Here is a 24495-nt window from a genome sequence, read left to right as displayed (position 1 = left end):
ACTCAAGAATCGAGTTACCGGGGTGAGTGCTCACAACTATTGAAGTTGAAATGCACAAAGAAGGTAGGCGAGAACCTACCTTTTGTTGATTTCCTACCATCCAGACTTTAACCGTCGGTCCCAGAGTTTCACTGAGTCAACCGATGACTGGGTGCCAGCGGGTCGCGGACTTTAACCGCCGGTTCGGATTTACACCGACCCCGGAAACAACACAATGAGTCTATCGCGCTTGACCGGCTAGCGTCACATTGACGCATGTTCCGCGAAGCTTCTAGGTTTTAGATCCCAAATGCATCAGTATCAATCATCCGTTTTATTTGCTCCAGTGCACATATACGAGATTTGCCAAAGCTCTCTTGGTGTCCAGCAACTGCCAGGAAGGGAACCAGATTTCCATTTTCTGCAGCTACCCTCCTCAGGTACATCGTCTTACCCGTTGCAGTATTTCGGGAGGTGAGTATTTTGTGAAATCTAACAAGACACTATTGCATTTATCCAACTTATGAGAGCGATGAACGCCTTGCGATGATAAGTATACTCAGTTGTGGCTTCTAATTCGCTGATTGCATCGCTTGAGAGCGTAGTCCCGGGAGGCATTCTTAGCGAAATATTCGATCGACGTGCAATCGCTAGCGATGCATCGCACTACTTACTCACACCATCGGTTGTCGTCCAACCAGAAAATGGATTTCAAGTTGGTGAGATCTTTCGCATTAGTCAGGAAGAAAATGTTGGTTTGACCTTTAGGTCAGGAGGAACAAGTTTAAGCGGTCAAGGAGTTTCCTCAGGGATTCTCGTCGACACTCGCCGTAATTTCAAGCAAATCGAAGTACTAGATAACGGTGCACGAGTGCGAGTGCAGCCCGGTGCCACCGTAAAACAAGTAAACATTGCATTGGCAAAGTTCGGTCGAAAACTTGGTCCAGATCCCGCTAGTGAAATTGCGTGCACCATCGGCGGTGTTGTTGCAAATAATTCAAGTGGGATGGCCTGCGGAACTGAATTCAATACGTATGCAACCCTTGATTCACTCACAATGGTCTTACCAAGTGGCACCGTCATAAACACTAAGAAAGTTGATGCCGATGAACACTTTCGCTTGAGCGAACCCATTTTGTATGCTGGAATCGCGCGCCTTCGCGATCGGATTCTGCAAAACCCATACTCGATAGAGAAAATTAAGAGCCTTTACTCAATCAAGAACACGATGGGTTATTCCCTAAATTCCTTCCTTGATTACTCTAAACCCGTTGACATTCTGGCTCACCTGATTGTCGGCAGTGAAGGAACTTTGGCATTCATTGCCGAAGTTACTTTCTGTACAGTTCCACTTCTTAAAGAATGTGCTACGGGCTTACTAATTTTTGAGAATTTAGCGGAAGCCACAACGTCATTGCCTGCGCTTAAAGCAACAAAGGCTGCGGTCATCGAATTGCTTGACAATTCCTCACTACTGGTGGCTCAAAGCGAGCACATGGCGGATTCCGTCCTAGGTGGGTTCGATTTTAAAGAACATGCTGCGCTATTGGTTGAATACCAAGCACAGGACGGAAACGAATTAGCGGAGCAAATTTCAACTGCACAAAGGGTAATAAGTTCATTTCATCTAGACTCTGCCGAGCTCTCACAAGAGGTGAAGGTGCGCAATGAACTCTGGCACGCGCGCAAAGGTCTCTACGCAGCAGTTGCAGGTAACCGTCCCTCCGGTACATCTGCAATTTTGGAAGATATTGCAGTACCAATGAATGCCCTCCATGAAACAACAATGCAATTGAGACTGTTGTTGAATAAACACAAGTACGAAGGCAGCGTGATATTTGGCCATGCAAAAGACGGAAATTTGCATTTCTTACTCAATGAGCGGTTTGATCGCCCTGATTTAATTCGGCGATACCAAGATTTTACTGAAGATATGGTCTCATTAGTTCTTGGAAATAATGGTTCACTCAAGGCCGAACATGGCACTGGGCGCATTATGGCGCCTTATGTAAGAAGGCAGGTGGGCGACGAACTTTATGAGGTAATGGTTTCACTAAAGAAACTTTGCGACCCAAGAAACCTACTCAATCCTGGTGTTCTCATTAGTGAAAATCGTCTGGTCCATATTGAGAACCTCAAAATTAACCCATCTGTCGATGCAGAAATAGATCGTTGTGTTGAATGCGGCTATTGTGAACCAGTTTGCCCAAGCCACGATATTACAATGACCCCGCGTCAACGTATTGTCATTCGGCGTGCGGTAGCTGATGCTAAAAAAGCTGGAGATGAAAAACTTTATGTCGAATTAACAAGCCGATACATCTATGACGGTATACAAACGTGCGCAGTCGATAGCATGTGCGCAGTGTCGTGCCCGGTCCATATTGATACCGGTGCTCTCGTAACGCGTTTACGCGCAGAAAATCATGGAAAGCAGACTCAGAAACTGGGTTCATTGGCAGCACGTAGTTGGTCTCCTGTCACCAGCATTCTTTCATTACTGCTGAGTGCGGCAAAGAATTCTCCTCCAACATTGATTTCAAGTATCAATGGCGGGCTTCGTAAGATTCTAGGTAGCGATGCTCTGCCACTTTGGAATAAGGATTTGCCAAGCGGTGGCAAAAAACGAAGCAGCGTTGTAAATAACCAAGCCGAGGCTTTGTATTTCCCCTCCTGCATTAATTCAATCTTTGGTTCAAATCAAGGTGCTATGGGAGTGCAATCAGCTTTCATGCAGTTATGCGCTCGTGCTGGAATCGAAATTATGGTTCCGAAGGGTATTGCCAGTTTATGCTGTGGAACCCCCTGGAAATCTAAGGGATTAACCGAGGGATATAACCGGATGAGTACTCGGAACCTCTCAATTCTCCAGCTCTATTCCCTGCCAGTCATTTCGGATTCCACATCTTGCACCGAAGGGTTAATGGAATTGACGAAAGGAGCCGACCTACGCGTTGTTGACGCCCTCGAATTCATAGCTGAGCGAGTCTTACCTGCACTCACGATTAAAGAGAAAATATCTTCAATTGCTTTGCATCCCACCTGTTCGGGAGTACAGATGGGTTTGAATGCAAAGATGTCTCTCATCGCCCATGCAGTCGCCCAAGAGGTCTTTATTCCAGAAAACTGGGCATGCTGTGGATTTGCAGGAGATCGCGGTTTGTTACATCCAGAACTCACCACAGCTGCAACCGCTGCCGAGGCGCAAGAACTTTCTACAAGAGTATTTTCCGCATACGCATCATCCAATCGTCCTTGCGAAATCGCAATGTCGCAGGCCACAGGAAAGTCATACATTCATCTACTTGAAATACTCGAGCAAGTTTCTCGTCCATGAATCGCGGACATGTGGAAGTAGATGCAATATTTCAGATGTAACGGCTAACCAGCTACTGCAGCTCTACCGGATTCAAGGCGAGCTATGGGTACCCGAAATGGCGAGCAAGAAACATAGTCAATACCTAGTGAATTAAAGAAGTGGATACTCCTTGGATCTCCCCCGTGCTCACCGCAGATTCCTAATTTAAAATCACTGCGTAGACTCCGCGCAAGATCAACTGCCGTACGAAGAAGAATTCCTACGCCAGCCTCATCTAAAGATTCAAATGGATTAAATGGTAATAGTTCAAGATCTAAATACCGGGGTAAGAAAGTAGATTCAACATCATCTCGACTAAAGGCCCACGTTAATTGAGTTAGATCATTTGTGCCGAAAGAGAAGAAATCTGCATAGACTCCCAATCTATCTGCGGTGATCGCAGCTCGTGGTGTTTCAATCATTGTTCCAATTGGAATTTCTACTGAAAGGCCGGAACCTTTAAAAGTTTTTGATATCTCTGCTTCGAGAGTTTCTCGAAGATACAAGAGTTCACGTTGAGTCGCGACCAAGGGAATCATCACTTCAGGGCGTGGGTCGTGGCCTAACTTTCGAACTTCAAGAAATGCATGTACAAGTGCGCGCACCTGCATCTTATAAAGCTCGGGAATTAAAATTCCAAGTCGAACTCCGCGCAAACCTAACATCGGATTCGCCTCATGCAAGCGACTCACTGCAGCAAAAAGTGCTTTATCTCGCGTAGATACCTCTTCGCTCAATGCTTCGGCTCGTGCCATCGCAGCGCTGAGAACAACTAAAGATGGTAAAAACTCGTGCAGAGGTGGATCTAACAAACGAATTGTCACTGGTAATCCCGACATAGCCATCATGATCCCGACGAAATCCGCTCTTTGTAATGGCTCCATCTCGGCAATAACTGAACGCTGAACATCGTCGTTTTCGGCCAAAACTAAACGCTCTACATATGAACGGCGAGGGCCTAAAAACATATGCTCGGTGCGACAAAGACCAACACCTTCTGCACCTAAAATTCGTGCACGAATGGCATCTTCTGGAGTATCGGCATTGGTATGAACTTTTAAGCGTCGCTTACCATCGGCATGCATCAAGATGCGATCAACGGCCTTTACAACTGGAGTTGCCTCATCGGATGCTGCCGATAGACGGCCTTCCAAATACGAGGTTACAGAAGATGCAACAACTGGTACATCCCCCAAGTACACCGCACCTGTTGTGCCATCAATAGAAATAACATCACCCTCATAAACAGTTTTCGCACCTGCAGTAAACAAATTAGCGCGTTCATCAACTGAAATTGAATCGGTGCCACAGACTGCCGTTTTACCCATTCCTCGAGCAACTACGGCGGCGTGAGAGGTTTTGCCGCCACGACTAGTTAATATCCCTTGTGATGCAACCATTCCAACTAAATCTTCAGGGCTTGTTTCTCTGCGCACTAAAATAACCTTTTTACCAGATTTAGACAGATCAAATGCTCGCTTTGAATCAAAGACAACTTCACCAACGGCAGCCCCTGGAGATGCTGGAATACCTCGAGCGATTTCATTGAGTGCACCTGATGTGTCGAACTGCGGGAACATTAACATTGCTAATTGGTCACCGGTCGTTCGACGCAAAGCTTCATCCATTGAAATTTTATTCTCGTCAACAAATTGAAGGGCAATTCGAAATGCTGCCTCGGCAGTGCGTTTGCCTACGCGGGTCTGCAGAATCCAGAGTTTTCCACGCTCAACCGTGAACTCAATATCACAGAGATCTTTGTAGTGATTCTCCAAAATCTCCATTACGTTATCTAACTCTTCTGCGACTTTTGGAGTGAGTTGGCCGAACTCATTCAGAGACATGGGGGTGCGGATACCTGCAACGACATCCTCACCTTGCGCTTTTTCAAGATAATCGCCATAGCGCCCAATTTCACCAGTAGAAGGGTTACGTGTAAATGCAACACCTGTACCTGAGTCATCACTCAAATTTCCAAAGACCATCGATTGAATATTAACTGCAGTACCAAGGTCAGAGGGAATTCTTTCGCGGCGTCGGTAGAGCTGTGCACGCTCTGAGTTCCACGATCTAAAAACGGCCTCAACGGATCTAATTAAATGCTCGCGAGGATCAGCTGGAAAATCCTCACCCGTTGCTAGTTGTATAACCTTCATAAAGCCATCACACAATTGTTTTAAACTTTCAACTTCAAGGCCTTGTATATTTTCCACGCCCATCGAAGATACAATTCGCTCTTGTACTTTATGAAACTCCTCGGGGGCGATTTCGCACACGATTTTTCCAAACATCTCAATGAATCTACGATATGAATCCCACGCAAAGCGTGGATTTCCAGATGATGCTGCTAAAGATTCGGTAACTTCTGGAGTCATGCCAACATTTAGAACAGTTTCCATCATTCCGGGCATCGAAAACTTTGCACCAGATCGCACCGAAACTAGAAGTGGATTTTCCACTCCACCAAACTTCTTTCCAGTTTGATTCTCAAGATCCTTCAGCGCAGCATCGATTTCATCAAATAAAGATGCCGGCATTTCTCCAGATTGAAGGTAGAGCCGACATGCATGCGTGGTAATAGTAAAGCCTGGTGGAACTGGTAACCCGATCCGCACCATTTCTGCGAGGTTTGCACCTTTACCGCCTAAGAGATCTTTTTGTGTCATATCCCCGAAAGTAAAGGGAAAAATCAATTGTTCAGACATCGTTCTCCTTAGTTGGTTCCGAGGGTCAACGCGCTACGTTCCTCATTGCTAGTTTCACCATAGTATGGGAAAACATGTTGGAATCGTATAGGATTCGACAAACATCGAGGGCGAGGATTAAACGTGGCCAAGAACTTCAAGCGGCAGTTTCCTAAGGTCAAAGAGTTAGCTCCATTGCTCACTTTTAATCCTCCCTCCCTCCCAAGCCGTAAAAAGCGTCTGGCCAGAGCGCTAACGATCTGGGATTTACGTCTTATCGCTAAGCGGCGCACACCCACAGGCCCCTTCGACTATACCGATGGTTCAGCCGAATCTGAGATTACCCTGGAACGGGCCCGACGAGCCTTCTTAGATCTTGAGTTTCGCCCTAATATTTTGCATGATGTAAGGGATGCTTCACTCGATTGTGAAGTTCTAGGTGAAAATTTTGCGATGCCCGTTGGAATTGCCCCCACGGGCTTCACTCGAATGATGCACTCTGAAGGAGAAATAGCCGGTGCGCGAGCAGCGCAAAAATTCGGAATTCCTTTCACGCTCTCCACCCTAGGCACGACAACTATTGAAAATGTAGTCGCCGCCGCACCAGAGGGAGTGAACTGGTTTCAGTTGTATATGTGGAAAGACCGCGAAGCCAGCATGGAGCTCGTACGCAAGGCCCAGACGGCAGGAGTTAAAAACTTAATTCTCACAGTAGACGTACCAGTTTCTGGCGCACGTTTAAGAGATACCCGAAATGGTCTTACGGTTCCTCCATCTTTGACTGCCACAACAATTATAGATGCTTTACCGAGGCCTGAATGGTGGATTAATTTTCTCACTACCCCAGCAATTAATTTTGCATCAATGAAAAACTGGAATGGCACAGTCGCTGAACTTTTGGATTTTATGTTTGATCCAACAATGACATTCGAAGATCTCGCATGGGTTCGAGCGCAATGGGATGGTCAATTAACAATAAAGGGAATTCAAACCGTGGAAGATGCAAAGAAAGCTGCAGATTTTGGTGCCGATGCAATTATTTTATCTAACCATGGTGGTCGACAACTTGACCGTGCTCCCATTCCATTGCACCTTCTCGTCGATGTGAAGAAAGAGTTAAAGAAAGATTTAGCAATCCATATAGATACTGGAATCATGCACGGCGCAGATATATTGGCCGCAATTGCACTTGGTGCTGATTTTACATATATCGGGCGGGCCTACCTTTACGGTTTGATGGCGGGCGGCCAGGAAGGTGTAGAGCGCGCGTTGACCATTTTGCAAACACAAATGCTGCGCACAATGAAACTTTTAGGTGTTAATTCACTTGAAGAACTTGAACCAAAGCATGTCCGCATATTGCCAACCCTTGCTGGTCTCGGATCATTACCTGGAGGAAAATAAATGCGGATCGCGCATATAGGTGGAGAATGAACGCAGTTAAAACTGATTCTATTAAATCTTCAGCGCGTACCTCGGTCCTTTCAGATGATATCTACGGCAAGATCAAAGCGATGGTTGTAACCTATGAGATCTCTCCAGGTTCCAGAATCAATATCGATGCATTGTCACTGCAACTTAAAACCTCTCAGACTCCAATTCGGGAGGCGCTAGCCCGCTTAGAATCCGATGGACTCATAAAAAAAGAGCCTCTGAAGGGATATAGCGCAACTAACCTTTTAACGCTTGATGAGTTCCACGATCTTTTTCAATTTCGACTTCTCATTGAACCGTGGGCAGCCGAGCAAGCGGCAAAAAGGATTACTTTTGAAGGGAAAAGAATTCTAAACTCAGAGATGAAAAGCACTTTGAGAACTTTGAAGCAGAAAAATGTGGATGAATTTAAGAGTTTGACCGAACATGATGCGCGCTTTCATAAACTGGTTGCACAACTATCTGGTAGCAAGTCCGTTGAATCGGCCTTTGAGCGAACCCACTGTCACCTGCATCTGTTTCGACTCTTTATGGCACACCGGCTACACCTGATCAAAAATAGCTCAGGAGCCAACTTCGTCGAAAAACTGTTTGAACACTACTATCAGAATGGTTCAGGACAACTTGCAATTATTGAGCACAATACTATCTCGAATGCAATTATCGACGGAGATTCCAAAACCGCACGAGCGAGTATGCACTCACACATTCAATCTTCATTGAAGCGTTTTTCATCTTCAGTGCAGTAGGTATGACGATTCAACTTCCCTAGCGAAACGGACCGGCAACAATATTAGCTAGCGGCTTACCAGTTGCAAACTTGGCTAGTTGGCTTTCGATTAACATGCGCACGCGTGGATTAAACGCGCTCGAGTCTCCACCAACATGTGGTGTAATGATTACGTTTTCAGCCTCCCACAATGGATGACCTTTTGGTAAGGGTTCTGGATCCGTAACATCTAATCCAGCAGTGATATGACCACGATTCAACGCTTCTATTAAAGCTTCAGTGTCTACAATTCCACCCCGAGCTACATTGACAAGAGTTGCACCTGGTTTCATTGCCTGGATCCTTGATCGATTCATTAAGTGATGTGTTTCTCTCGTTAGAGGAAGAATCAAAATTACAACATCTAGAGTTGGCAATAATTCATCAAAGTCAGCCATAGTTGTACTTGAATTTCTCCCATTGCGACTAAAACCTATAACCTCTACATTAAAGAGTTCCAACTGCCGTGCAATCAATGAACCAATATTTCCTGTGCCGACAATTCCAACACGCGAATCGGCTAAGGCGTTGCGACGTTCATGGACCCACACACCTTTTCTTTGGTTGGTCATGAAAGTTGCAAATCCTCGCCGCGCGCTAATCGCCAATCCAATCGCTAACTCCGCTGTAGATGCATCGTGGACACCTGCAGCATTACATAACGTAACTCCTGGTGGAAGAATCTCTAGGACATCATCTACTCCGGCATTTGGACTTTGAATTACTTGAAGCGAAGACATCTTTGAAATGAGCTCCAGAGATCGCGCACCTGACATATATGGGGGAACATAAAATCTAATTGCGTCGAGAATTTCAGACTCAGGAAATTCTCCACGCACTGGGAAGGCTTCTAGTGATTCGGGAATATCTAGTCCAGAAAATTCACACCATATCATTGCTGCACTCATATCATTCGATTCCACATGATTGAAAATCCTATAGGAAGTCTGCGAGCTTTACACCGGCTTCAATCAAATATCTCTGGGGATCTTCAATCGCCTCTTGAGTACTTCCAGCCAACTCAGACAAAGCAATACCTCCCAGATTTGGGATTGGAAATCTACCTTCTATCGATCCAACACAATATGCAATGGGTACTTCTGCAGCGGCGGCGAGTTCGGTAATGTGACCGACTATTTTGCCTCTCATGCTCTGAGCATCCAACTTTCCTTCGCCAGTGATCACGAGATCACATGCATGAATTGCATCGGCAACTCCGCACATATCTGCAATCCATACCGAACCACTTTCAATTGTTGCGCCCCATAATGCACGTAAACCAAATGCCGTTCCACCTGCCGCTCCACTACCTGGTGAATCATCGGCCGCGATTACGGTTGAAAAACCTTCCAGTGCGCTTTCAAGTTGGGCAATCTGCTGGTTCGTTGCACCCTTTTGTTTTGCAAAGGTAGTGGCAGTGCCGTGAACTCCAAGAAGTGGTGAATCAACGTCGACTAAAAGAGTTACTCCGCCAACAGGTGGCGCAACTGCGTTACCGATTGAAATTTGTGTAATTTTCGACAGTTGCCCACCACCGAGACCAACCTGTTGATCGGCTCTATCTAAGAATTCAAATCCGAGTGCGGTGAGAGCGCCAACGCCAGCATCCGTGCTTGCCGAACCTCCGAGTGCGCAATAAATACGGTGCACTCGTAGATCTCGTGCAGCATTTGCTAATACTTGACCGAAAGCAAAAGTATGTGCACCCATTGGATCCAGTTGTGGCAAGAGAGATAGACCGGATACTTGAGCTAATTCAACAATCGCCGTCGAACCATTGATTAACAGCCAATACGCCTCCAGTGAAACTTCGGGGCAATAAATACGAATTGCATCTGGTCTGGCAAATTCAATCGCTAACAGAGTTCCTTCGCCACCATCTGCACAAGGGATTTGAATTAACTCATCATTGGGTCGAATTGATAGCCAACCGTGCGCAATTGCACGCGCCACTTCAATACTTGTTGCACTGCCCTTAAAAGAGTCAGGTGCAATAAGTATTCTGGCCATTAAAGCGCCATTAAATCCATGAACTTATCTACGGGGGTGGCCATCAATTTCTCATAATCCATTGACAGGCTAAGGATTTTTTCCTGCGCCGGCGCATCAAAAATACGCGCAAGGTTGACCTCGTACTTTTCGATTAATAATGGGATTCCAGCGGCGCGACGACGGGCATGGCCAATTGGGTACTCAACGACCTCTTCGCCCACAATGCTGCCATCATAAAACTCAATTGTTAAAGCGTTAGCAATCGAGCGTTTATCCGGGTCGTGATAATCGGCCGTGAAGGTCGAGTCCTCAACGCAGATGATTTTTTCTCGAAGCGCATCGATGCGAGGGTCGGCGGCAATGTTATCTTCATAATCTCGTGCTGTGAGTCGACCAAAGATTAGTGGGACTGCAACCATGTACTGAATACAATGATCGCGATCGGCTGGATTATTGAGTGGACCTCTCTTATCGATAATTCGAATGCAAGCTTCGTGAGTGCGGATTGTAACTTTTTTAATATCTGCCTGAGTTTTCCCCGCAGCTAGCATTGCTGCGTGAAGGGTCATGGCCGCCTCAACTGCAGTCTGTGAATGGAACTCGGCGGGAAATGAGATTTTAAACAAGATATTTTCCATAACGTACGTGCCATATGGACGCTGAAACTTAAAGGTATTACCTTTAAATGAGACGTCATAAAAGCCCCACGTTTTTGCGGTTAATGCCGATGGATAACCCATTTCGCCAGTCTTTGCGATGAGCGCTAAGCGAACTGCGCGCGATGTTGCATCCCCAGCGGCCCAGGATTTACGCGAACCTGCATTTGGAAAGTGACGGTATGTGCGAAGAGATTGTCCATCTACCCAGGCAAGAGATACAGCAGCAAGTGTCTGATCGCGTGTTAAATCCATCATCTGCGAAACAACTGCCGTTGATGCGACTTTAACCAAAAGCACGTGATCTAAACCAACTTTGTTAAAGGAGTTTTCCAAAGCGATACAGCCCTGAATCTCATGTGCCTTAATCATGGCCGTCAATACATCTTTAATCGTGAACTTCTTATCAGTAGTGCGTGATAGCCAGTCTGCGGTGGCAAGAATTGCACCTAAGTTATCGGATGGATGTCCCCACTCGGCGGCGAGCCAGGTGTCATTGAAGTCAAGCCATCGGATCATGGCACCGATGTTAAAGGCACCTTGTACTGGGTCTAAAACATAGTTAGTACCAGGCACTTTAACGCCGTTGACTAGGTTTGCACCTCCTACAACTGGACCAAGCAATTTAGTACAGGCCTCGTATTCAAGGGCTTCAAGCCCGCAACCCAAGGTATCTAGAAAACAATTCCACGCAGTTTCATATGCAAGATGTGAAGTAATTTCATAGTTTCGGACATAGTCAACAATGTCGATAATCTCTTGGTCATATGGTTGGTTGGTTATTTTTGTCTGGCTAGACATTAAGAATGCACCTATCGCTTCTCTATTGGTTGAAATATTAGATCTTCAGGACCTGTGTAGTTGGCACTTGGACGGATAATTTTATTGTCAATTCGTTGTTCAATGACGTGAGCAGCCCAACCAGTTGTTCGGGCGATAACAAAAAGAGGTGTAAAAAATGCCGTTGGTATTTTCATCTGGTTGTATGCAACAGCTGAAAACCAATCCAGATTAGGGAACATGTTTTTGGCATCCCACATCACCTCTTCGATGCGAGCGGCAATGTCGTATAGAGCAGTGTTGCCATTGTCTTTGGAAAGCTCTAGCGAGATAGACTTGATAATCGCATTTCGAGGATCAGCGACGGTGTAAACCGGATGACCGAAACCAATCACAACTTCTTTAGCCGCAACTCGAGCACGAATATCCGATTCAGCCTCATCGGCATTTGCGTACCTCTCTTGAATTTCAAGGGCGACCTCATTTGCCCCACCATGCTTTGGTCCACGCAGCGCACCAATTGCTCCCGTGATCGCTGAATACAAATCTGACCCAGTACCGGCAATCACACGAGCAGTAAAAGTTGATGCGTTGAATTCATGTTCAGCATACAAAATGAGCGAGGCATGGATTGATTTAATCCAGAGGTCACTCGCAGGTGCGCCGTGAAGCAGATGCAAAAAGTGAGCGGCGATTGAAACATCATCGGTCTCAACCGTGATTCGTTTACCGGAGTTAGCAAAGTGATACCAATACAGCAACATTGAATTCAAACAAGCGATTAGTTTGTCGGCAATCTCCTGAGCGCCCACTTGTGTCTGCTCAAACCCTTCAGGATTTAGGCTTCCTAGGGCTGAAACACCGGTACGCAGAACATCCATGGGATGGGCGCTTGCCGGAATCTGCTCAAGTACCGCCTTTAGGTGATCGGGCAGACCGCGAAGGCCTTTTAGCTTTGTTTTGTAGGCATTTAACTGAGTGCGTGTGGGCAATACCCCATAAATTAAAAGATAGGCGACCTCTTCGAACTCGCAATGTGCAGCTAAATCTGCAATGTCATATCCGCGATAGTGAAGATCATTTCCACTTTTTCCAACACTGCACAGCGCTGTATTGCCTGCGGGTACACCTGAAAGTGCAACGGATTTCTTAGCTTTAAATTCGACCAATTAATCTCTCCCTAAAGTTTTATCTAATGCCTTTTCATACTCATAATAATTAATTCGCTCGTACAGTTCCTCACGCGTCTGCATAGTATCAACAACATGTGACTGCGTGCCATCGCGACGAATTCTTTCATAAATATTCTCTGCCGCTTTGTTCATGGCTCTAAATGCCGAAAGTGGATAAAGAATCATTGAGACCCCATGAGCACTTAACTCGTCGCGCGAAAATAAAGGGGTCAAACCAAACTCTGTAATGTTAGCCAAAATAGGTTTAGAAACGGCGGCGCTAAATTTACTGTAATCATCTAATGTGCGAATCGCTTCTGGAAAAATTAAATCAGCTCCGGCTTCGACATATGCATGCGCTCGTTCGATAGCTGCATCTAGACCTTCAATTGCAATTGCATCGGTTCGCGCCATAATTGAGAATTCATCATCAGTGCGTGCATCAACGGCGGCCTTAATACGATCCACCATTTCAGATGTACTAACAACTTCCTTGTTTGGGCGGTGGCCACAACGCTTGGCCCCTACTTGATCTTCAATATGCATTGCTGCAGCGCCTGCCTTAATTAAATCTTTAACGGTGCGAGCGATATTAAAGGCCGATGCACCAAAACCAGTATCGGCATCGACTAAAAGAGGGACGTCGCAGATATTTGTAATGCGTCGAACATCGGTGAGCACATCTTCAAGAGTGGTGATTCCAAGATCAGGAACTCCTAAAGATCCAGCCGCGACTCCCCCTCCAGATAAGTAAATCGCTCGGTAGCCTGCGCGCTTGGCCAAAAGGGCGTGATTAGCGTTGATAGTTCCAATGATTTGAAGTGGGGTTTCATCGCGAAGTGCGGCTTTAAATCGGGCACCTGCTGAAGTTGAGCTCACGCCAAGAGTCTAACCAGCCTATGAGAGCCGGCAAATACTGTTCCGGTTGTAGTTGAACTTTCAACTACTTTCTGCTACAATGAGCTATGTCGAAAATGCCCGCGCTCTATATCGGCCACGGTGCGCCGATGCTTCTTGATGATCAACTATGGACATCTCAGTTGCGAGGAATATCAGCGGCAATTGAACGACCAAAGGCGATCTTAATTGTCAGTGCGCACTGGGAGTCGCAACCAATAACTTTGAGCAATCCCGCTGCCAATACCCCACTCGTCTATGACTTCAGTGGCTTTGATCGCAAGTTTTATGAGATGACATATAACAGCCCAGATGCCACTGCGGTTTCAACGCTGGTCGCATCGATCATGCCCGAAACCGAGCCAGTACATCAATCCAACCGCGGCTTGGATCACGGGGCATGGGTGCCTTTGCGTGTGATGTATCCGAATGCAGATATTCCGGTTGTCCAGATTTCTATGCCAACGAGTGATCCTGCAAAACTTTTAGAGCTTGGTAAACGCTTGCAACCATTGCGCGATCAAGGAGTTCTCATTATCGGATCTGGTTTTATGACCCATGGGTTGCAGTATTTACGCAACTGGTCGCCTGATGCACTCGCACCAACCTGGTCTAGTGAGTTCGATGCTTGGGCAGAAAATGCTCTGGCAGCCGGAGACGTTGACACACTTTCAAATTTCCGCGAATTAGCACCAGGAATGCCATACGCCCATCCAACTGTTGAACATTTCACACCGCTATTTATTACATTAGGTAGTGCCAGCGTGGCCGATGCTGCCCCGCAAACCCTTATAGATGGCTACTTTATGGGACTTAGTAAGCGAAGTATCCTCGTTGCTTAAATTGTTGATTTAGCCCACTTTACGATTTTTACTGCCGTATTGAAATCTTCACGAAGGGAAGTTTCATCTATCTCAGAAAAATCAGTCCTAGGATACTCAACTGAATTTCGAATTTTGCGGAGCCGATTGAATGGTCTAATTAGCGCTACCTCGGATGTGCTGCACTGAGGAATCAGCACGTTAAGAATTATCGAGTGCCCTCCATAAGCCGTAGGACGTATTCCCTGTAAATAGAGAATTGCTGTTAACCCTTTCCGAGCGGCGTCATACAAAAGAACATACGCACCTTCTTTGTCATCTACTAAAGCATTCATTGCACTTCTTAAGTGATTTTCCGCCTGTGCAATCATTTGATGAGCTTGATTAATGTCGATCTCTATCTCCTCAATGAGTTTCTTACTGAGATATTTTTTGGTTAGCCGCGCTGATTCCTCTGTAATCTCCATTGAGCCAAGTTAGATTTCACACCTGACAAAAGTTTAGAGATTTAGCTTTACATGTGGATTCTTTTTTATTGTCGCAATAAATGGACTGCCCTCACGCCATTCTTTGGCGCTAACGCGTCTGACATTGACCTCCCTCATCAATGCCTTCTCAGCCCGTCCTACAGCTTCATCGAGTAATTCGAGCGAAGTGGTTCCGACAATCAACACATCGATGTCATTTGGAATTGCTCCTGGGATTCCAGAATATCTAGCCGCCCAAGACCCAAAAATATATCCTTCGTTTATTCCCAAAATTCCTGCTAGCTCACGTTCAATGACGGGAAGAGGTCCAAAAGTCAGAGCCAGCAAATCAGTAAGTGATGGCGCAATTCTGGAATTTGCCTCGGCGCGAATTAATCGATTTCTTCCCTGCCGGCGCTCTCTGATAAAGCCAGCATCTATGAGGCGCACCACCTCATGGTGAAGACCTGGAATTGAGGATCCGATGGTGCGTGCCGCATCAGAGATTGTTAGCTCTTTATCCGGATTGAGGAAGAGTAATGCAAGTAGATCCCCTTGAACCCGCGAGCGAAGTATTGGCAGTAACAGTGACTCTTTCATAACTCTTAATATATCTTAGTTATTGAGAAATCCTTTCTTTTCACAATGATAGAGATGATTTTCGATTTTCTATGACTGATTTTGTTGCCTGGAATGTGAGGCGGCATATAGGTAGTCCTCAAACAAATTACTTGAACTATTTTCGCAATCGGCTCGAAATTATTGTTTTGCCAGAACAAAAAGATCGAGGCCAACCTCTCCCCTTGTAAGGAAATTGGTTGACCTCGAATGAGAAAGATGTTGTTATGAGCAACCAGATGTGTTGCCGCACCCTTCGCAGACATAGCAGGCACCAGACATGCGCATCTTTACACCGCAGGTCATACACAAGGGCGCATCGGCTTTAACGCCAGACAAGGCCTCCATCAGTTCTGTCGATGAGCCGAACTGTTGCTTGCTATCGATAGTGACTGCAACTGGTTTAGGTACAGAAATCTGTACTGCAACGGGTGCAACGACTTCGAGGTTTTCATAATCTTCTACAACGTCCTCGGTGTACTCGCCCGTCTCTAATGCACGTGCACGTTCAGATGCTGTGTACAGCCCCATCGCACTGCGTGTCTCAAAGGGTAAGTAATCTAGTGCTAAGCGACGGAAGATGTAATCCATCATGGACTGTGCCATGCGGATATCGGCATCATCGGTCATGCCCGCTGGCTCAAAGCGCAAGTTAGTGAATTTTTCAACGAAGGTTTCCAGTGGAACTCCATATTGCAATCCAATTGATACTGCGATTGAGAATGCATCCATAACACCGGCCAGAGTCGATCCCTGCTTGCCCAGCTTTAGGAATACCTCACCGAGTGCGCCATCTGCATAAGCACCCGAAGTCATGTAACCCTCTGCCCCGCCAACAGAAAACGATGTAGTCGTTGATGGGCGTGACTTTGGTAAGCGTTTGCGAAGCGGCGTTGAAGGATGTGATGCAACCGCTGGTGCATCGCCCTTTGCCGCTTTACCATCAGATAAAGGTTGACCGACTTTGCAGTTATCGCGATAGACCGCCAAGGCCTTTAGCCCTAATTTCCAGCCCTCGTAGTACACCTCTTCAACCTCTTCAACGGTTGCATCTGATGGCAAGTTAACTGTCTTTGAAATCGCACCAGATAAAAATGGTTGGCAGGCAGCCATCATTCGAACATGGCCCATCGGAGCAATGGAGCGCGCACCGAGTGCGCAGTCAAAGACGTCGTAGTGCTCTGGTTTTAATCCTGGAGCATCGATAACGTGACCATGAGTAGAGATGAATTCAACGATCGCTTCAATAGTCTCTTCGGTATAGCCGAGCCTGCGAAGTGCGGCCGGTACTGTCTGGTTAACGATTTGCATAGAACCGCCGCCGACAAGCTTCTTAAATTTTACGAGTGAGAAATCTGGTTCGATTCCTGTTGTATCGCAATCCATCATCAAACCGATTGTTCCGGTCGGAGCAAGAACAGAGATCTGGGCGTTGCGCCAGCCATTTTTTTCACCCGTTGAAAGACAAGCATCCCAGGCTTTGTTGGCCTGGGTCCAGACATCGCGATCAAGGGTGGTCTCGGACTTTGCCGACGATGATGCTGCGGCATGCTTGCGCATCACGCGGGCGTGGGCGTTGGCATTCTGGGCAAAGCCGGCATATGGCCCAACGATTTCAGCTAGTTCGGCCGAGCGCTTATATGTAATTCCACTCATCAATGAAGTGATGGCACCAGCGAGAGCACGTCCTCCATCAGAGTCATAGGCAAGACCCGATGCCATCAAAAGCGCACCTAGGTTTGCATAACCGATACCTAACTGGCGATAAGCCTTGGTGGTATCGCCAATTGCCTCAGTTGGGAAATCTGCGAAACAGATTGAAATATCCATTGCGGTGATAATCATTTCTGCAGCGCGACCAAATGTTTTAGCATCAAAAGAGCCATCTGATTTCAGAAACTTCATTAAGTTAAGTGAGGCTAAGTTACATGATGAGTTATCTAATGACATGTACTCAGAACATGGGTTCGATGCATTGATGCGACCTGTTTCTGGATTGGTGTGCCAATCATTAATTGTGTCGTCATATTGAATTCCAGGGTCGGCACATGCCCATGCAGCTTGTGCCATCTTTGTAAATAAAGTTTTAGCATCAACGGTATCGATGACTTCACCTGTACCGCGCGCGGTCAAACCAAACTGCTCGCCCTTTTCAACTGCACGCATGAACTCATCGGAAACTCGAACCGAGTTGTTAGCATTTTGATACTGGACAGAGATGATGTCTTTTCCACCAAGATCCATATCAAAACCTGCATCGCGAAGTGCGCGAATCTTGTCCTCTTCTTTTACTTTAGTTTCAATAAACTCTTCAATATCTGGGTGTGAAACATCTAGTACAACCATCTTGGCCGCACGACGTGTTGCACCACCTGATTTAATTGTTCCGGCAGAGGCATCGGCGCCACGCATAAATGAGACTGGCCCAGATGCAGTTCCGCCTGATTTTAATAGTTCTTTCGATGAACGGATGCGAGATAAATTAAGTCCAGCACCTGAGCCGCCCTTGAAAATCATTCCCTCTTCGCGATACCAGTTAAGAATGCTCTCCATTGTGTCATCGACAGAGAGAATAAAACATGCACTGACTTGCTGTGGCTCATTTGTTCCTACGTTAAACCAGACCGGGGAGTTGAAAGAAAATATCTGGTGCATCAGCATGTGAGTGAGTTCGTGCTCGAAGATTTCCGCATCGGCATCGGTTGCAAAGTAGCCATGCTCTTTGCCTGCCTTTGTATATGTAAGTACAACGCGATCAATAACCTGCTTGAGTGAATACTCTCGGTTTTCGGCACCGACTGCTCCACGGAAATATTTAGTCGTAACAATGGTGGATGCATTTACTGACCAGAAATCTGGATACTCAACACCATGTTGTTCGAATACGGTCTCTCCGGTTTTCCAGTTTTGCTGCACTACATCTCGACGCTCCCATTTAACTTCATCGTATGGGTGAATACCCTCGTTGGTGTAGATGCGTTCGATCGTTAAGCCCTTGCCCTGGATTGTGTTGTGAGCTTTGATCTTGGCTGGTCGGTTGATAACCGTTTCTGACATATGTATTTCCCCGTATTTCTTTAGTAGGCCGTTAATTATTCATTTGAAAGTGCAGCGTTTGTACTTATTTTTTCTTTACTGACATCTGCACGGGGCTTTTCTGCAGTTTTTAGGTTCGAAGGCATAGCGCGCAGTAGTGCGATCTCGCCTTCAAAATCCTCAAGGGAGGCAAAGTTACGGTACACCGAGGCATACCGTAAGTAAGCCACCTCATCGAGCTCGCGAAGAGGTGCCAAAATCGCCATGCCCACTTCTTGGGCCTCGATTTCAGCTTGACCGGTGCTTCGTAGAGTTTCCTCCACGCGCTGGGCCAGTAAGACTAAATCATCTTCATTAACTGGGCGTCCTTGGCAGGCCTTGCGTACACCCACCAGGACTTTTTCACGACTAAATGGCTCAGTGGCGCCACTTCGTTTAATAATGCTGAGCACAGCGACCTCTTGAGTTGAAAAACGTTGGCCGCACTGTGGGCACTCGCGGCGGCGGCGAATCTGCGTTCCCTCTTCGGCAGGTCTAGAGTCAATGACTCGAGAGTCATCGTGTCTGCAAAACGGGCAAATCACCTCGGCGTGTCTCCCTTCATGATGCTTGCTTTTTCCCTTTTTAGCGCTAAAGAGGGGATTTCCAAAACTACCGTAAAAACACTACTTATGGAAGTTTCGGGCTCTCCTACCCCTATATATAGTGGGAACTATAAAGCATTGGACGAGGGTTTGCCACTAGGAAGAGCGTCAATTGCGATTTAGGGCGTGTCGGGGTTGAACCTCACCGCACTCAGAGGATGAAGCGAGCCCCTTTGTGGGTTTTGGCCAAGGCGGCGTCGCATGTCCAGAGCGTTGCCTTGATGGTGCTTGCGGTGGCACTGATGATCGCATCTGGAGTTCTAAGGCCCTTACTAGCCCTGATATGAGCGGCTGCAACTGCAATCTCTTGGCTTACATCGACTACCTGATGCAGATTGGCTGCTAAGCGGGCCTGTGCCTCTTCGGCGACGCCTTTTGCGACAGCATGAGGCAAAACCTCGGTCAATGTGAGCGCCGAAATCGCATACAAACTAGAGGCTTCAAAACTTTCCATGATGCGAACATGGTGTTTGTCATCTGGGTTGATTAAACCTATGAGAACCGATGAATCCAGAAGAACTAATCCCACGCTGCTCGCTCTTTCTCTTGATCAAATTCATCAAAGATTCCAGGAAATGCTCCCACTAAATTTAAAACTGGATTTGCTTGTCCCTCCACTTGTATCTGGATAAAACCAGCGTCGTTAACTACGAATTCCACTTCATCCCCTGCCTCTAGACCTACTCTTCGCAGAATATCTACGGGTACTGTCAATTGATTCTTAGAGCTCAACCGGGATGTGGATGTTCGACCGGCACGTTGCACCGGAACTTTACGTTTGAGGGCTGGCTTACGAGCCGTTTTCTTAGCCTTTACCTTAGGAGCCATAAGTAAAGGCTAGCACCTCTGCCCAATATTTGGATAGGCTGAATTAATCCCTTTGTATTAATTAAGTGGAATTCGAAGGCGAGCGCCAGCGGCTATGTCATAGCCAGTGAGGTTATTTGCCTCGCGGATAGCTTCGACCATCGCGGTGATATCACCATCGCTATAGGCGGCGGAGATGGACCACAGCGTGGCACCCCCAGGAACGACGACGTTTACAAATGAGGACGCTTTGCTGACGTGATCTCCAGCCCCGGAGCGAGCGGCAAAGCCAGCGGCCAGAACAACGGTCAGTGAGAGAACGACCAAAGTGCGGGCAAGACGACCACGGCGCGAAAAGCCTTGATTTACACTGCTTTGCGGGGCTAATGAATTAAATACCACTGCGCTCATGTCGTTCTCCTCGTGCATTTTAAGCTGTAATTACCTTGGGGAAGGTACCCGAACACGTGTTCGAATAACTCAATTAAACACCACGCCACTGACAAAGGCAAGAAATTTTCGAACAGGTGTTTGAATTTGCGGTCAATCTCTGTCACCATCTACCCATGAGCACACAGCGCACTCCAAGCCAGGCGGGCTTAAGCCCACGCCAATCTGAAATCCTCTCAGTTATACAGGCCTCAATGAGCGATCACGGCTATGCCCCATCGATGCGCGAAATCGGAGCGGCGGTCGGATTAACGAGCACCGCCTCAGTTAAATACCAGCTTGAAATCCTAGAAGCTAAAGGCTTTATCCGGCGCGATGAGAGCAAGGGTCGAGCCCTTGAGCTAACTCCTGAAGAACATGGCGCACCCGTGGATAAAACTCGACTCATTCCCTTAGTCGGGCGCATTGCAGCGGGCGGGCCAATCACAGCCGAACAAGAGATTCAAGAGTCCTTTCCACTTCCTGAATCAATTGTTGGAAGCGGTGATTTATTTATGCTCAAGGTCGTTGGCGAATCAATGATTGATGCTGCAATTTGCGATGGTGACTATGTAGTCATTCGCTCCCAAAAAGATTGCAATAACGGTGAGATAGTTGCCGCGATGATTGATGGTGAAGCAACTGTTAAAGTTTTTTCGCGCAAAAACGGCCACATCTGGTTGCTTCCTGCTAATGAAAACTTCGCTCCTATCGATGGCGATTCCTGCGAAATCTTAGGCAAAGTAACTGCAGTTCTTCGCTCACTTCGTTAAATCTAAGTAGCCTTGACTCATGGCTTGGGACTTTATCGGATACGTGAGCAATAGCACTACGGTTCCAGGCTCGCCTTAGTACGGCCATGTAGTTACCATAGAGTCAATTCTTCACAATTTTTCTTTACGAAATGCAATTTTGGATGGAGTGTTTTCAATGAGCGATACAAGTCCAGGCTATGGGATAACCATTAGAGTCGAAGCCACAACGACATCATCACCGACATCCTTGATTCCAGCAGCAATCGTTGCAGCCGGTGGAACGCTCACGGCACTCGATGTCGTTGAATCACACCATGATCGCGTCGTAGTAGATGTCACCTGCGATACGCGGGATGCTGATCACGCTGAAGAAATTGCCGCAGCGATAAGCGCCGCATCTCCAAATTTTAATGTTAAAAAAGTTAGTGACCGAACATTTCTTATGCATTTAGGTGGAAAATTAGAGGTTGCATCTAAAGTCCCACTCAAAACACGTGATGATTTATCTCGGGCTTATACCCCCGGAGTGGCACGAATTTGTTTAGCAATCGCTGCCGATAAATCCGATGCTCGTCGATTAACTATTAAGCGAAATACGGTGGCAGTAGTCTCTGATGGTTCAGCTATTTTAGGTCTTGGAAATCTAGGTCCTTATGCGGCAATGCCCGTAATGGAGGGCAAGGCCGTTTTATTTAAGCGCTTTGCCAATGTTGATGCTTGGCCAATCTGTCTTGATTCACAAGATACTGAAGAGATTATCCGCGCAGTTCAAATGATCGCTCCAGGCTTTGGTGGCATCAACCTAGAAGATATCTCTGCCCCACGCTGCTTTGAAATTGAAGCACGATTAAAAGAAAGCCTTGATATTCCAGTTTTTCACGATGATCAACATGGCACTGCAATTGTTGTCCTAGCAGGCTTACTCAACGCGTTACGCATTGTTAAAAAAGAGATGAGCGAAGTTCGCATTGTGATGATGGGTGCGGGCGCTGCTGGCAATGCCATCTTACGTCTACTCTTTCTTTCAGGTTTAAAACATGCATCGGTCTTTGATTCAAAAGGTATCTTGCACAATGAGAGCAAGGCCGATAACGAGATGCGCAGATGGCTGATTAGTAACACTAATGTAGAAAACAAAACACACTCAATCACAGAAGAGATGAAAGGCGCAGATATTTTTATTGGGGTGAGCGCTCCAAACGTAATTACCGAGGCCCATGTTGAATCCATGGCCCACGATGCCATCGTCTTTGCCATGTCCAATCCCGACCCAGAGATTGACCCAGCTCTTGCCCAAAAGCATGCTCGCATAGTTGCCACCGGTAGAAGCGATTACCCAAATCAAATCAATAATGTTTTGGCTTTCCCAGGGCTATTTCGTGGACTCTTGGATGCAGGGGTCTCAAAGATAACCGATGAGATGTTAGTTGCGGCGGCCCGAGCAATTTCTGAGTGCGTAAAGCCCGATCAACTCAATGAGAACTTCATCGTCCCTAGCGTCTTTGACCCAGCAGTCTCCCCTTCCGTATCAAATGCCGTGTATAAAATCGCCACTCAAAAATAGTATGAATTAAGAAAGAAACTCCCTCACCGAAATCTTGTATTCAAATGTCGGAAAGTGTCGGAATTCTTTTTATTAAATCATCAACTCTCGAACCTTCTACAATCCATGCAGCTAACTCTTCATCAATTGCGCGGGCTAATTGGAGAATCAACTGAAAGCCAAAAACTGCCGAGTGTGCGTCCAAACGGTGGTGGTGTCCGATTCGATTTCTCAGATTCCTTATCTCAAATGTAAGGTTTGAGATATAGCTTTGACTGCGACTTGGGGCATTTATGAACCCAGAAGCCAACCCTGGCCAAAGGAAAAGCTGTTTTTTTGAGAGCATTTGATGCCAGAAGCCGAAAGAAAGCTCAGAAATAATCTGGTCTGGTGTCATTGGTTTTCTATTGGATCGGACTCTGCGCATGGCATCGGATATCTCTTTATAAGGTTGAGACGGTAGTTCATTTGTATTTTTACTTCGGCCAAGTTCAAAGAAGTCATCAAATATCCAATGAGTATCTCTTCCCAATGTAAGTTGACGCAGAGTCATTTTCTCGTCAATAAGATTACGCAAGGCTACTTCCACATAGGCAATGGCCTCCCAATATGCAGCGGCCAATTCAGAGTTCCATCGATATAGCTGAACGGCCATCTCACGATTCCCGAGCATAGTTCGAAGATATGAATTCATTCGAAGTACAGAGAAATGCTTGACTGTGAACTCCCACAACTCTGTGTTGGATTTTGTCATAACCTACCGATATCCTTCTCTTGAACACCCCGGAACCGTCCCTGTAGTACTCGATTGAGTACCGATCAAACGGCCGGGGTTCTGTCTTTGTTCTAGAGATTAGATATTTGCTCTGACAGAATCGAATTTTTTAGCTGGGATTGTGGATAGCTTTGATTTTTTAGTTAATCCTGCGAGTAATAATTACACGTGCTTGATCACCATGATGCACACTGCCCGGCTCGTAAACATCAATGCGCAGAATCTCTGGGCTCTGAATTAATCCAAGGTCAACTAAGGTCGATAACTCTTGCGCAAAACCTCTACTTTCAAAATGTTCATTATTTACTCCAACCACCAACCAACCATTGTGTTCTAGTAGTGGCAGAAGATTGGCGATGCACTCTGGACCTAAATGCCCATGCGTAAAAGTTCCTGAGCTAAACAGCGCTTCATAGGGCGGATTCTCATTTGGAACCATTCCTGTTAAATCCCGCTCATATAGCGCGCGATACACGGCTGCACCATCGTGCCGCAACTTTAACTGGGCTTGTGCCAACATCTCAGGTGAAATATCCATGCCGTCAATAACTAAATCTGGGCGCAATCGCTGCAGATACATACCGGTTAAACCCGTGCCAGTGCCTATATCTAACACTCGAGTAACTGGGCCAACTACATCGTTAAAAACTTCGGCGATCGCTTTGGGATAGCGATACTGCTTAGCATCCACGAAAGAGGTTTCATAAGTTGCCGCCCACTTGGCATACAAGCGACGATTATCATCGGGGCTCTTTACCGAATACGCCTCGTCCAGACCAAGTGTTTCATCGCTCATTGCTAACCGCCGATAGCTGACATCGGTCTAGTTGGCTGAATGAAGCTTGGATCATTAATTCCATGGCCCGGAAGTTTGGCCTT

21 protein-coding genes and 1 riboswitch are annotated in these 24495 nt (G+C 46.5%); of the genes, 6 read left to right on the top strand and 15 right to left on the bottom strand.

Going from position 1 to position 24495, the window contains the following annotated elements; translation table 11 throughout:
* Positions 1-84: 84 nt before the first annotated feature.
* Positions 85-212: riboswitch (FMN riboswitch) on the bottom strand.
* Positions 213-544: 332 nt separating this feature from the next.
* Positions 545-3316: an FAD-binding and (Fe-S)-binding domain-containing protein gene (locus Q8K48_02290; protein MDP1851229.1), complete on the top strand. Its 2772-nt coding sequence runs from the start codon at positions 545-547 to the stop codon at positions 3314-3316.
* Positions 3317-3360: 44 nt separating this feature from the next.
* Here the strand turns inward: Q8K48_02290 and ppdK are convergent, their stop codons facing one another.
* Positions 3361-6042 (bottom strand): pyruvate, phosphate dikinase, encoded by a 2682-nt coding sequence (gene ppdK / locus Q8K48_02285; protein MDP1851228.1) that lies wholly within the window; start codon positions 6040-6042, stop codon positions 3361-3363.
* A 123-nt stretch (positions 6043-6165) separates the two neighbouring features.
* Here ppdK and Q8K48_02280 point away from each other — a divergent pair, with 123 nt between their 5' ends.
* Both Q8K48_02280 and Q8K48_02275 read left to right on the top strand, forming a co-directional pair.
* On the top strand, positions 6166-7425 hold the full coding sequence (locus Q8K48_02280; protein MDP1851227.1) for an alpha-hydroxy acid oxidase: 1260 nt from the start codon (positions 6166-6168) through the stop codon (positions 7423-7425).
* 26 nt (positions 7426-7451) lie between these two features.
* Entirely contained in the window at positions 7452-8204 is a 753-nt protein-coding gene (locus tag Q8K48_02275) for a GntR family transcriptional regulator (GenBank protein ID MDP1851226.1), read from the top strand.
* A 19-nt stretch (positions 8205-8223) separates the two neighbouring features.
* Here Q8K48_02275 and Q8K48_02270 read toward each other — a convergent pair whose 3' ends face one another.
* Genes Q8K48_02270 through prpB form a run of 5 tightly spaced genes read right to left on the bottom strand, consistent with a single transcriptional unit; the run spans position 8224 to position 13703 of the window.
* Positions 8224-9147 (bottom strand): 2-hydroxyacid dehydrogenase, encoded by a 924-nt coding sequence (locus Q8K48_02270; GenBank protein MDP1851225.1) that lies wholly within the window; start codon positions 9145-9147, stop codon positions 8224-8226.
* 13 nt (positions 9148-9160) lie between these two features.
* Entirely contained in the window at positions 9161-10234 is a 1074-nt protein-coding gene (locus Q8K48_02265; GenBank protein ID MDP1851224.1) for a glycerate kinase, read from the bottom strand.
* Positions 10234-11673, bottom strand: a complete 1440-nt coding sequence (locus Q8K48_02260) for a bifunctional 2-methylcitrate dehydratase/aconitate hydratase (GenBank protein MDP1851223.1) — start codon at positions 11671-11673, stop codon at positions 10234-10236. Before Q8K48_02260 ends, Q8K48_02265 begins: the two co-directional genes overlap by 1 nt.
* Positions 11674-11684: 11 nt before the next feature.
* The gene (gene prpC / locus Q8K48_02255) at positions 11685-12821 is read right to left on the bottom strand and encodes a 2-methylcitrate synthase (protein MDP1851222.1); all 1137 of its coding nucleotides are present in this window, start codon (positions 12819-12821) and stop codon (positions 11685-11687) included.
* Entirely contained in the window at positions 12822-13703 is an 882-nt protein-coding gene (gene prpB, locus Q8K48_02250; protein MDP1851221.1) for a methylisocitrate lyase, read from the bottom strand.
* 86 nt (positions 13704-13789) lie between these two features.
* On the opposite strand from prpB, the gene Q8K48_02245 reads away from it, so the two are divergent.
* Positions 13790-14563, top strand: coding sequence for a class III extradiol ring-cleavage dioxygenase (locus tag Q8K48_02245; protein ID MDP1851220.1), 774 nt, complete (start codon positions 13790-13792; stop codon positions 14561-14563).
* On the opposite strand, the gene Q8K48_02240 is transcribed toward Q8K48_02245, so the two are convergent.
* The 7 genes from Q8K48_02240 to Q8K48_02210 all read right to left on the bottom strand — a co-directional run bounded on the left by Q8K48_02240 (position 14560) and on the right by Q8K48_02210 (position 20525).
* Positions 14560-15009, bottom strand: coding sequence for a HEPN domain-containing protein (locus tag Q8K48_02240; GenBank protein ID MDP1851219.1), 450 nt, complete (start codon positions 15007-15009; stop codon positions 14560-14562). The two genes, Q8K48_02245 and Q8K48_02240, sit on opposite strands and share 4 nt — an antisense overlap.
* 33 nt (positions 15010-15042) lie before the next feature.
* Positions 15043-15609, bottom strand: a complete 567-nt coding sequence (locus Q8K48_02235) for a winged helix-turn-helix domain-containing protein (GenBank protein ID MDP1851218.1) — start codon at positions 15607-15609, stop codon at positions 15043-15045.
* 243 nt (positions 15610-15852) lie between these two features.
* A complete protein-coding gene (locus Q8K48_02230; protein MDP1851217.1) occupies positions 15853-18684 on the bottom strand; it encodes a vitamin B12-dependent ribonucleotide reductase in 2832 nt (943 codons plus the stop codon).
* Between the two features lie 35 nt (positions 18685-18719).
* Positions 18720-19247, bottom strand: a complete 528-nt coding sequence (gene nrdR, locus Q8K48_02225) for a transcriptional regulator NrdR (protein MDP1851216.1) — start codon at positions 19245-19247, stop codon at positions 18720-18722.
* A 211-nt stretch (positions 19248-19458) separates the two neighbouring features.
* Complete coding sequence (locus Q8K48_02220) at positions 19459-19836, bottom strand: PIN domain-containing protein (protein ID MDP1851215.1); 378 nt, start codon at positions 19834-19836, stop codon at positions 19459-19461.
* Positions 19827-20135, bottom strand: a complete 309-nt coding sequence (locus tag Q8K48_02215) for an AbrB/MazE/SpoVT family DNA-binding domain-containing protein (protein MDP1851214.1) — start codon at positions 20133-20135, stop codon at positions 19827-19829. The genes Q8K48_02220 and Q8K48_02215 overlap by 10 nt, the downstream gene beginning before the upstream one ends.
* Positions 20136-20192: 57 nt before the next feature.
* Complete coding sequence (locus Q8K48_02210) at positions 20193-20525, bottom strand: LysM peptidoglycan-binding domain-containing protein (GenBank protein MDP1851213.1); 333 nt, start codon at positions 20523-20525, stop codon at positions 20193-20195.
* 155 nt (positions 20526-20680) lie between these two features.
* On the opposite strand from Q8K48_02210, the gene lexA reads away from it, so the two are divergent.
* Positions 20681-21316, top strand: coding sequence for a transcriptional repressor LexA (gene lexA / locus Q8K48_02205; GenBank protein ID MDP1851212.1), 636 nt, complete (start codon positions 20681-20683; stop codon positions 21314-21316).
* Between the two features lie 157 nt (positions 21317-21473).
* A complete protein-coding gene (locus Q8K48_02200) occupies positions 21474-22862 on the top strand; it encodes an NADP-dependent malic enzyme (protein ID MDP1851211.1) in 1389 nt (462 codons plus the stop codon).
* A 40-nt stretch (positions 22863-22902) separates the two neighbouring features.
* Here the strand turns inward: Q8K48_02200 and Q8K48_02195 are convergent, their stop codons facing one another.
* A complete protein-coding gene (locus Q8K48_02195) occupies positions 22903-23595 on the bottom strand; it encodes an Abi family protein (GenBank protein MDP1851210.1) in 693 nt (230 codons plus the stop codon).
* 160 nt (positions 23596-23755) lie between these two features.
* Positions 23756-24412: a class I SAM-dependent methyltransferase gene (locus tag Q8K48_02190; GenBank protein MDP1851209.1), complete on the bottom strand. Its 657-nt coding sequence runs from the start codon at positions 24410-24412 to the stop codon at positions 23756-23758.
* Positions 24413-24495: the final 83 nt, after the last annotated feature.

It is taken from the genome of Candidatus Planktophila sp., assembly GCA_030681675.1.
Taxonomy (GTDB): domain Bacteria; phylum Actinomycetota; class Actinomycetes; order Nanopelagicales; family Nanopelagicaceae; genus Planktophila.
The sequence above is the reverse complement of the archived record's forward strand: the minus strand, read 5'-3'. Positions and strand labels throughout refer to the sequence as shown.

What these genes read in the sequence shown, in the direction of transcription:
- ppdK (MDP1851228.1), bottom strand. Translation starts at nt 6,042, where the DNA reads ATGTCTGAACAATTGATTTTTCCCTTTACTTTCGGGGATATGACACAA.
- Q8K48_02275 (MDP1851226.1), top strand. Translation starts at nt 7,452, where the DNA reads ATGAACGCAGTTAAAACTGATTCTATTAAATCTTCAGCGCGTACCTCG.
- Q8K48_02265 (MDP1851224.1), bottom strand. Translation starts at nt 10,234, where the DNA reads ATGGCCAGAATACTTATTGCACCTGACTCTTTTAAGGGCAGTGCAACA.
- Q8K48_02260 (MDP1851223.1), bottom strand. Translation starts at nt 11,673, where the DNA reads ATGTCTAGCCAGACAAAAATAACCAACCAACCATATGACCAAGAGATT.
- Q8K48_02245 (MDP1851220.1), top strand. Translation starts at nt 13,790, where the DNA reads ATGTCGAAAATGCCCGCGCTCTATATCGGCCACGGTGCGCCGATGCTT.
- Q8K48_02240 (MDP1851219.1), bottom strand. Translation starts at nt 15,009, where the DNA reads ATGGAGATTACAGAGGAATCAGCGCGGCTAACCAAAAAATATCTCAGT.
- Q8K48_02235 (MDP1851218.1), bottom strand. Translation starts at nt 15,609, where the DNA reads ATGAAAGAGTCACTGTTACTGCCAATACTTCGCTCGCGGGTTCAAGGG.
- Q8K48_02230 (MDP1851217.1), bottom strand. Translation starts at nt 18,684, where the DNA reads ATGTCAGAAACGGTTATCAACCGACCAGCCAAGATCAAAGCTCACAAC.
- Q8K48_02215 (MDP1851214.1), bottom strand. Translation starts at nt 20,135, where the DNA reads ATGGCTCCTAAGGTAAAGGCTAAGAAAACGGCTCGTAAGCCAGCCCTC.
- Q8K48_02210 (MDP1851213.1), bottom strand. Translation starts at nt 20,525, where the DNA reads ATGAGCGCAGTGGTATTTAATTCATTAGCCCCGCAAAGCAGTGTAAAT.
- lexA (MDP1851212.1), top strand. Translation starts at nt 20,681, where the DNA reads ATGAGCACACAGCGCACTCCAAGCCAGGCGGGCTTAAGCCCACGCCAA.
- Q8K48_02200 (MDP1851211.1), top strand. Translation starts at nt 21,474, where the DNA reads ATGAGCGATACAAGTCCAGGCTATGGGATAACCATTAGAGTCGAAGCC.
- Q8K48_02195 (MDP1851210.1), bottom strand. Translation starts at nt 23,595, where the DNA reads ATGACAAAATCCAACACAGAGTTGTGGGAGTTCACAGTCAAGCATTTC.
- Q8K48_02190 (MDP1851209.1), bottom strand. Translation starts at nt 24,412, where the DNA reads ATGAGCGATGAAACACTTGGTCTGGACGAGGCGTATTCGGTAAAGAGC.